This is a genomic window from Dyella sp. (assembly GCF_035508675.1).
Classification (GTDB): domain Bacteria; phylum Pseudomonadota; class Gammaproteobacteria; order Xanthomonadales; family Rhodanobacteraceae; genus Dyella_B.
The window spans coordinates 1-8,208 of record NZ_DATJMN010000127.1; the positions used below are offsets into that span (position 1 = coordinate 1).

General features: G+C 62.1%; 10 protein-coding genes. 4 read left to right on the plus strand and 6 right to left on the minus strand.

Annotated elements, in window-relative coordinates; translation table 11 throughout:
• A partial coding sequence (locus VMA74_RS07435) for a coproporphyrinogen III oxidase (RefSeq protein WP_325366002.1) occupies positions 1–473 on the minus strand: 473 nt, incomplete at its 3' end.
• 142 nt (positions 474–615) lie between these two features.
• On the opposite strand from VMA74_RS07435, the gene VMA74_RS07440 reads away from it, so the two are divergent.
• The 3 genes from VMA74_RS07440 to VMA74_RS07450 are packed head-to-tail and all read left to right on the plus strand — an operon-like array spanning position 616 to position 3,367.
• Entirely contained in the window at positions 616–1,830 is a 1,215-nt protein-coding gene (locus VMA74_RS07440) for a beta-ketoacyl-[acyl-carrier-protein] synthase family protein (protein WP_325366003.1), read from the plus strand.
• Positions 1,818–2,606: a beta-ketoacyl synthase chain length factor gene (locus VMA74_RS07445; RefSeq protein ID WP_325366004.1), complete on the plus strand. Its 789-nt coding sequence runs from the start codon at positions 1,818–1,820 to the stop codon at positions 2,604–2,606. The genes VMA74_RS07440 and VMA74_RS07445 overlap by 13 nt, the downstream gene beginning before the upstream one ends.
• Positions 2,603–3,367, plus strand: coding sequence for a glycosyltransferase family 2 protein (locus VMA74_RS07450; RefSeq protein WP_325366005.1), 765 nt, complete (start codon positions 2,603–2,605; stop codon positions 3,365–3,367). Before VMA74_RS07445 ends, VMA74_RS07450 begins: the two co-directional genes overlap by 4 nt.
• A gap of 36 nt (positions 3,368–3,403) precedes the next feature.
• Here the strand turns inward: VMA74_RS07450 and VMA74_RS07455 are convergent, their stop codons facing one another.
• The 4 genes from VMA74_RS07455 to VMA74_RS07470 all read right to left on the minus strand — a co-directional run bounded on the left by VMA74_RS07455 (position 3,404) and on the right by VMA74_RS07470 (position 5,428).
• Positions 3,404–3,835 carry a phosphotransferase gene (locus VMA74_RS07455; RefSeq protein WP_325366006.1) on the minus strand — a complete coding sequence of 144 codons (432 nt, stop codon included), beginning with the start codon at positions 3,833–3,835 and terminating at the stop codon, positions 3,404–3,406.
• Positions 3,832–4,776 (minus strand): acyltransferase, encoded by a 945-nt coding sequence (locus VMA74_RS07460; protein ID WP_325366007.1) that lies wholly within the window; start codon positions 4,774–4,776, stop codon positions 3,832–3,834. Before VMA74_RS07460 ends, VMA74_RS07455 begins: the two co-directional genes overlap by 4 nt.
• Positions 4,773–5,090: a hydroxymyristoyl-ACP dehydratase gene (locus VMA74_RS07465; RefSeq protein WP_325366008.1), complete on the minus strand. Its 318-nt coding sequence runs from the start codon at positions 5,088–5,090 to the stop codon at positions 4,773–4,775. Before VMA74_RS07465 ends, VMA74_RS07460 begins: the two co-directional genes overlap by 4 nt.
• A gap of 68 nt (positions 5,091–5,158) precedes the next feature.
• The gene (locus VMA74_RS07470; protein WP_325366009.1) at positions 5,159–5,428 is read right to left on the minus strand and encodes a phosphopantetheine-binding protein; all 270 of its coding nucleotides are present in this window, start codon (positions 5,426–5,428) and stop codon (positions 5,159–5,161) included.
• Between the two features lie 101 nt (positions 5,429–5,529).
• Between VMA74_RS07470 and VMA74_RS07475 the strand changes: the two genes are divergently transcribed.
• The gene (locus VMA74_RS07475) at positions 5,530–6,522 is read left to right on the plus strand and encodes a pteridine-dependent deoxygenase (RefSeq protein ID WP_325366010.1); all 993 of its coding nucleotides are present in this window, start codon (positions 5,530–5,532) and stop codon (positions 6,520–6,522) included.
• 172 nt (positions 6,523–6,694) lie between these two features.
• On the opposite strand, the gene glmU is transcribed toward VMA74_RS07475, so the two are convergent.
• Entirely contained in the window at positions 6,695–8,065 is a 1,371-nt protein-coding gene (gene glmU, locus VMA74_RS07480; protein WP_325366011.1) for a bifunctional UDP-N-acetylglucosamine diphosphorylase/glucosamine-1-phosphate N-acetyltransferase GlmU, read from the minus strand.
• Positions 8,066–8,208: the final 143 nt, after the last annotated feature.

Consider the following 8,208-nt stretch of genomic DNA (forward strand, 5'->3'; position numbering starts at 1 on the left):
CCGAACGGCGCACAGAGGTCGTGTGCAACGGTGTGCCAATGCCGCACGTCGTCATCGAAAGGATAGAACGGCGTCAGGTCGAAGCCGCCGCCAAACCACCACACCGGCTCCACCCCTTCTTTTTGCGCCTCGAAATAGCGCACGTTGGCATGCGTGGTGGGTACGTAGGGATTGCGCGGGTGCAATACCAGCGATACGCCGGTGGCGATAAAGCCCCCGCCCGACAATTCCGGGCGATGCGCCGTCGCACTGGGCGGCAGCTTGTCCCCATGGACCAGCGAGAAGTTCACTCCGGCCTGTTCGAACACGGCGCCTTCGCGCAGCACGCGCGTGCGGCCACCGCCACCGCCGGGGCGGCTCCATGCATCCTCGACAAAACGCGCTTGACCATCGACCTGTTCAACCGTCTTGCAGATGCGGTCCTGCAGTTCATGCAGAAAATGTTCGACGCGTTCGACTTGCTCGCTCTTCATCCATCCATCCGGCGCTGCGGGTCAGGATCGCAAGCTTAGCAAGAGCTTGTTCGCAGGAACCTGAGCTATATCAATGAACGCCAGCCACCGTGCCGCCGGACAGCATCTAGGCAAGCCCCAGTCCCGTGGCTAGGCTCATGACATGCGTGTGACTACTCTTCCGCTCGCAGTCTCAGCCTATACCGCCACCTCCGCGCTGGGTCTTGGCCTGGATGCGCACCTTGAGGCGCTTCGCCAGCAACACAGCGGCCTGCGCACGAACGATTTCAGCAGTGCCCCGTTGCCCTGCTGGATCGGGCGTGTGGCCGGCGTGGAACACGTGGCGTTACCAAGCAACTATGCCGAGTGGGACTGCCGCAACAACCGCCTTGCCTGGCTTGGCTTGAAGCAAGACGATTTCCTCACGAAGGCCCGTGCGGCGCGGGAACGCTACGGCGCGGCGCGGCTGGCATTGTTGTTGGGCACGTCGACGGCGAGCATCGGCGCGACCGAAGAGGGTTACCGGCGCCTGGAAAACGAGCGGCTGCCGGCCGACCTGCACCGCACCAGCATTCACACGCCGCATTCGCTGACCGCCTTCGTGGCCGCGGCACTGGATATCAAAGGCCCCTGCATGACCATTTCCACGGCATGCTCTTCCAGCGCAAAAGTGTTTGCCAGTGCGCAGCGGCTCATTCGCTTGGGGCTGGTGGATGCAGCCATCGTGGGCGGCGTCGATTCGCTATGCGACAGTACCTTGTTCGGTTTCAACGCGCTGGAGCTTGTATCGCCCGAACCCTGCCGCCCCTTCGACGCTGCAAGGCGTGGCATCTCGATTGGCGAAGCGGCCGGTTTCGCATTGCTGGAGCGTATCGACGCGCACACCGATGCGCCCTTGCATCTGCTGGGCTGCGGCGAATCGAGCGATGCCCATCACATGTCGACGCCAGATCCGTTGGGCGTCGGCGCGGAGCTCGCCCTGCGCGATGTTTTCGACCGCGCAGGACTCGATGCGACGCAAGTGGATTACATCAACCTGCACGGCACGGCGAGCCAGAAAAACGATGCGATGGAGGCTGGGCTGGTGGCGCGCATGTTTCCTCTCCACACGCGCGTCAGCTCCACCAAGGGCCTGACCGGACACACCTTGGGCGCAGCCGGTATCGTGGAAGCGGTCATTACGCTGCTGGCATTGCGCGATGGCTTTGTGCCGGGCAACGCGGGTGTCAGCGAACCTGATCCGGCTTGTTCGGAACACTTTGCATGGCATAACGAAACACGCCCCTTGCAGGTCGCACTCAGCCATTCGTTCGGCTTTGGCGGCAGTAATGCATGTCTGGCTTTTGCCTGTGCGGACCGTGACGCATGCACACGTTGACTGTTCAGGTGGAAGGCATCGGCCTGTGGTCGCCGCAACTGGCTGATTTCAACGCCTTGCGCCACCTGCTTGCCGGTGGCATGCCTGCCGCACCGGGTATACGCCCTGCTGCTGCCGCGCTGTCGCCAAACGAACGCCGGCGCGCGCCAGAAAGCGTACTCGTCGCCATCGAAGCCGCTTCCCAGGCAATCGCCCTGAGCGGACGCACCATGGAAAATCTGGCTTGCGTATTCGCCTCAGCCTATGGGGACCAGGCCACGACCGATTACATGTGCCGCGTACTGGCACGCGTGCCCACCGAGCTTTCACCTACGCGCTTCCACAATGCCGTGCATAACGCTGCGGCCGGTTATTGGACGATTGCCACCGCCTGCCGGGCGCCCTCCAGCGCGATCTGCGCCGGCAACGCAAGTTTCGGCGCCGGCCTGCTGGAGGCAGCCGTACTTGCCCGCGCCGAAGACCGTCCCGTGTTGCTGGTCTGTAGTGACTCCGCGGGTATCGGTCCACTCGGTGAGTTGATCGGGTGTACAAGCGCCTTTGGCTGCGCATTGGTAGTGTCGCCGAGCACGCATACAGGCACGCGATTGCGTCTTGCTGCGACGGCGTCCGCACCCCGTCACCCGCCTCTGCCTGCCGAGTGCCTGGCGTGGATGCGAGACAACTCTTCCGCGGCAGGTCTACCGCTGTTGGCCATGCTGGCGAATGGTGATGGCGACTGTGTCCTGGTCGCCGCGGACCAGCTTGGGCTGCACGTACAAATGGAGACGAACGCGTGAACAGTGCATCGCGTTGGTGTGTGCTGATCCCTTGCCTCAACGAGGAAAAGGCGATCGGTGCGGTGGTGAAATCGACATTGCGCCTGGGCGTGCCGGTGATCGTCATCGACGACGGCTCTGACGATCGCACACCGGAGATCGTCAGCGCGTTGCCTGTTACGCTGCTGCGCCATGACCATCGCCAAGGCAAGGGCGAAGCGTTGCGCACGGGTTTCCGCGAAGCATTGAGGCAAGGCTTCGACGCCGTAGCAACGATGGATGGCGACGGCCAGCACCTGGCTGAAGATATCCCGCGCCTGGTTGATGTGGGCCAGCGCTTTCCTGATCACATCGTCATCGGCGCGCGCCTGCTGCAGCGCGAGCAGCAACCAAAGGGACGTCGCCGCGCCAATGCGCTGGCGGACTGGGCCATTTCGTGGGCTTGCGCGCAGCCGGTGGCTGACACCCAAAGTGGGCAGCGTTGGTATCCACGCAACGCATTGGATCTTGTCGAGCTGGATGCGCAAAATTTCGTGTTCGAAGCCGCCGTGTTGATTGCAGCATCGCGCGACAAAGGCTTAGGTATTGTTTCGGTGCCGATTGCTTCGCGCTATGACGGATCGTTCCGCCTGAGCCACTTCAGCCCGGTACGCGATGTGATGCGCATTGCCCTTTACACCGCCAGGCAGGTATTTCGGTACGGACAGGTCTGGGCGAGCTACACGCGTTCCAGGGCAGCACCCTTGATCGTCGATGACATCTATTCTCATCGCGCTGCTTAGCTTGTCAGAAGGTGCAAGACCACCCGGGTCAGCAGGCTAAGACGTCACGGCATACATCACCATGAGCCGCCCCGACGCGAGCAGCCGCCCGTGCTGCTCGACCTGGAACGCATATTGCGCCACGCGCTGGTCGGCCACGAGCTGTTGCGCCTGGACGTCCAGACGGCCACGCGCAAGGTCTACGTAGTCGACCGTCAATTGAACGTCACGCAAGCTCACCAACCTGCCATCACGCACATCCACACCGCCAAGCAGCGCCGAATGCACGGCTGCGGCCTGTGCCCCGTATTCGATCAGATGGACGGCATGCAGACCCGCCGCATCGCGCAAAGGGTGCTCATCCGGCGAGTGCCGCTCGCCTGTTGCATGGATGGAGGTTGCATTCCACGCCACGACCACGTCGATCAGCGCCATGGCCCCGGCATGCGGGATGAGAGCGGTCCAGGCTTCCTGTGTCAGCAGGCTCATGCTTCACGCACGGCGCGCGCAGCGACCATCGGGTTCTGTACCGTGTCCTGCTGCCAGAAGTCATAGAAGTTGAACCAGTTGTATGGCTCCTGCCGCGCGTAGTATTCCAGACGTTGTGCATAACGGTCCAGAATATGATCGAGCGCCTGGTGGCGAGATTCGCGAGGAAGGTCCACGCGCTCCGTGAAGAGCTCGAAACTCAACGCGTAACGGCGACCGCCGCGATAAAGGCCAAAGCACAGTATCACCGGCACCTGCAGCGTGCTGGCCAGCAGCCACGGGCCGGTCGGGAACGGCGCCGGCTTACCGAGAAAGTCCGCGCGCCTAAGTGTTTCATGCGCACGGCCACGATCGGCCAGCAGCGCCACCATGCCACCCGAGCGGCAGGTTTCGGCCACCGCCAGCGTAACGGCGGCGCCACCCTGTGAAACGTCAATGACCGCCGCACCCACGTCTGGCGCCAAGGATTCCAGCAGTTCGGTTATGGCCGGGGTCTTCTGCTTGTCCAGCAGGACACGCAATGGCACTTCGGGACAACGCGCCGCCAGCGCACGCAGCACTTCGAAGCTGCCCTGATGTGACCCGACCAGCAATACACCACGCCCTTGCGCGATGTAGTGTTGAAGCTGCTCCAGTCCCGTCACTTCGATATCGAAATCGCGCTCGCCATGTGCGAGCAGATAGATGCGATCGAGCAAGGTCGTGGCGAAATAGTGGATATGCTTGAACACCCGCCAAAAGCTCGCGCGGCGGCCGAATAGGCGCGTGAGATAGTCACGAGAGGCGCGCCTCTCGGAACCGCGGCGCAGGAAGTAATACAAGCTGATGAGATAAAGAAAGCGGCGCATGAAGCCATGGCCAAAACGTAGCGCAGCGGCCACCAATACGCCTAGCCAGAAGCGATTACCGCCTTCGCGCTGGCTCTGCCAATGACCGCTCATGCTGCTGCACCCTCCACTACACCGCGCGCCAGCATCTGACCGTCACGGCGCAGTTCGAACCGCACCTTGCCGGCATGATCTTGCAGTTGCAGTTCTGCCGATTCACCAGGATGCAGCGGTGCAAGGAATTTCACTTCGCAGATACCCGCGAGGCGTTGTCCGCGCCAGTCATGCAGTGCCTGCGCCACGTGTTCGAGCAAGAGCACCCCCGGCACCAATGGATGGCCAGGAAAATGCCCGGGAAGACAGGGATGCTCCGGCGCAACGCAAAGCGCCCTTTGATAGATGGCTTGGCTGGAGGTAGGCAGATCCACGTGCGCAACACTGCTGGAAGATCACGACGATGATGCCTGTTCCAGTGGTCAGGCGGATTAATGCAGCCTCAAGCTGTACGCTCGCGTTCAATATATTCGGAAAGCGCGCGCAGGCTGCTGAAGATGCGCTGGTTATCCGAATGGTCCGAACGCAGCTGCATGCCATAGCGCTTGGAAACCGCCAGGGCAATTTCCAGGGCATCGATGGAATCCAGGCCCAGGTCGCCACCGAACAGCGGCGCTTGCGGATCGATCGCGGCAGGGTCGAGGGTTTCTAGATTGAGCGCTTCCACGATCAGGGTGGCCAGTTCGTGTTCGGCAGCGGTCTGCGTGGACATGCTTGGTTTCGATGCTCCGGATGCACGGCCAGCCCCAGGCAGCAGGGGTGGCCCGCCAGTGTAACATAGGGGTCTTTCGTCCCCGGTTGCTGCTTCCAAGCATGGTTCAGGCAAGCGAAAATCTGCAGGCCAAACCCACCCTGCCGCGCACCCCCCGCGTGACGTATCGCATGACGACGCTCCCGGTGGCTTTGGCCGAGGGCGGCACCTTGGCAGCGTTCGGTTTCGGAGCAGGCGCGCCTGACAGCGACGATCCCCGCTGGCTGCGCGTTCCCCTGGAATGCTTCGATGCTCCTGCGCCGTTGGAAGTATGGCAAGTCGATGGCGATGTGGTCTGCGGCCGTCAGCACAACGTGCGCTGGTCTGCCGGCGGCGGCTGGCTGTTCGCCTCGATCGAGCTGGACGAACGCGCAACAGGTGGCATCGAAGCTGCGGCCCGCCAGGCCTATGCCGAATTGCGGCAATTCATGCGCACGCGCCATGAGCGTTACGTGTTGCGCATTTGGAATTACATGGCTGATATCAATCTCGGCGAAGGTGACGTGGAACGTTACAAGCAATTTTGCGACGGACGCGCGGTGGGCTCGAACGATTTCTTTGCGGAGGGCTTTCCGGCCGCGACGGCTATTGGTCATCACTATCGCGCTCCGGTTTTGCAAGTCTATTTGCTCGCATGCATAGATGGCGGCGCAGCTGTAGAAAATCCCCGTCAAACGAGCGCGTGGCACTATCCGCGGCAATACGGCCGCACATCGCCCGGCTTTACACGCGGCATGCTGATGCCCGCGCGTGATGTGTTGGCGATTTCAGGTACGGCGGCGGTGGTTGGCCATACGTCCGCACACGAGGGGGACCCGGAAGCGCAACTCGATGAGACGCTGGCCAATCTGGACGCCCTGCTCGCCACGGCGGACATGCCCGCAGGTTTCGACACGCATTCGCCGTTGAAGGCTTATGTACGTCATGCAACCGATGCCGCACGCGTGAGGGATAAGCTACAGCGCCGCTTGCCTGGTGTACCCGTGTTGTTGATGCATGGCGACGTGTGCCGGCGCGAATTGTTGGTGGAGATCGATGGGTGGCGGTTCAGGTAGATACGCCGGTCGCTGGTCAGCGCGGCATCGATGTTCCTTTTGCTTGCATCGGTCCTCATGAGCGCGCCGAGATGACTTTCATCTGGCGCCCGTAGAAGCGTTACGCTGCCCACATCATGTTGTTTAGGATGCCCTTTACCAGGCGTGGCGTGGCATCGATGGCTGCAGCCCATCATTTTTTCTTTTCAGGCCGCTTCCATCCATGCAAGGTCGTTTGACGACCGCGCGCAACGGTGAGCTCTGCCGCAGGGGCGTCCTTCGTGATCACCGAGCCTGCACCAATGGTGGCGTGCGCGCCGACGGTTACGGGCGCGACCAGCGCGCTGTTGGAGCCGATAAATGCGCCATCTTCGATGGTGGTGACAAATTTGTTTACCCCGTCGTAGTTGCAGGTGATGGTGCCGGCGCCGACATTGACATGCGCGCCAACGACGGCGTCGCCGAGGTAAGTAAGGTGATTGGCTTTGCTGCCCTCGCCGATGCGTGTTTTTTTCGCTTCCACGAAGTTGCCGATGTGCACGCCTGCCGCCAGTTCAGTGCCGGGGCGCAGACGTGCAAACGGGCCGATCAGACACGGCCCGTGCGTCACGACGCCTTCCATATCGCAATGCGCATGCACGATGGTGCCGGCAGCGAGGTGCACGTCCTTCAGGCGCGAGTATGGACCGATGCGCACGTCTTCCCCGAGCTGCACATCGCCTTCCAGGATCACGTCGATGTCGATTTCCACATCACGCGCCACCCGGACATTGCCGCGCACATCCACTCGCCGAGGATCGGCAACACGCACGCCCTCGGCCATCAGCGCCTGCACGGCGCGCAGCCGATAGGCGTCCTCCAGCTCGCTAAGCTGCCAAGGATTATTGGCGCCGGCGGCTTCCGTGGGATCGTCGCATTCGATGCATTGCGCGGCACGATTTTCCTCGGCTGCCAGCTGGAAAATGTCGGTGAGGTAATACTCGCCCTGTGCATTGTTGCGGCCGAGCTTGGCGATCCATCGCTTCAACGCTGCCGCATCGGCGGCGACGATGCCGGTATTGATCAAGTTGATGGCGCGCTGCGTATCGTCGGCATCTTTTTCCTCGACTACTGCGCGCACAAAACCGTTGCTGTTACACAGGACACGGCCATAACCATGTGGGTCGGCGACGCGGGTCGCCAGCATGGACAAGCTGGTGTCGGTTTGCACCAGGCGCTGCAGGGTTTCGGCGCGCGTCAGGGGCACGTCGCCGTAAAGCACGAGTACGCGCGCCTGATCTGGCACCTTGCTCAACGCCTGGCCGACCGCATGACCCGTGCCCAGCTGCTCAGTCTGCAAAGCCCATTGCAGGTCCGGCTGGCCGTCGAACACGGCCAACACCTGATCGCCGTTGAACCCGTAAACGACGTGAATGACTTCCGGGTGCAAGGCGCGCGCCGTTTCCAGCACATGCGCCAACAGCGGCCGCCCCGCCAGCGGCATCAGCACCTTGGCTTTCTTTGATTTCATGCGCTTGCCTTCGCCGGCGGCGAGGACGATGACGTGCAAAGAGGGCTGGCTCATAAATGGGTCGCTGTCTGGATCACGATGGTCGGTAAGGATACCTGCACAGGCAGGCGCACTTTGGGACGATCCGGCGTCAAGGAAGTGTGCAAACAAAAACGCCGGCACGAGGCCGGCGTTTTTGTCGGGTACCACAGGTTCAG

What these genes read in the sequence shown, in the direction of transcription:
- VMA74_RS07440 (WP_325366003.1), top strand. Translation starts at nt 616, where the DNA reads ATGCGTGTGACTACTCTTCCGCTCGCAGTCTCAGCCTATACCGCCACC.
- VMA74_RS07460 (WP_325366007.1), bottom strand. Translation starts at nt 4,776, where the DNA reads ATGAGCGGTCATTGGCAGAGCCAGCGCGAAGGCGGTAATCGCTTCTGG.
- glmU (WP_325366011.1), bottom strand. Translation starts at nt 8,065, where the DNA reads ATGAGCCAGCCCTCTTTGCACGTCATCGTCCTCGCCGCCGGCGAAGGC.
- VMA74_RS07475 (WP_325366010.1), top strand. Translation starts at nt 5,530, where the DNA reads ATGGTTCAGGCAAGCGAAAATCTGCAGGCCAAACCCACCCTGCCGCGC.
- VMA74_RS07470 (WP_325366009.1), bottom strand. Translation starts at nt 5,428, where the DNA reads ATGTCCACGCAGACCGCTGCCGAACACGAACTGGCCACCCTGATCGTG.
- VMA74_RS07445 (WP_325366004.1), top strand. Translation starts at nt 1,818, where the DNA reads ATGCACACGTTGACTGTTCAGGTGGAAGGCATCGGCCTGTGGTCGCCG.
- VMA74_RS07455 (WP_325366006.1), bottom strand. Translation starts at nt 3,835, where the DNA reads ATGAGCCTGCTGACACAGGAAGCCTGGACCGCTCTCATCCCGCATGCC.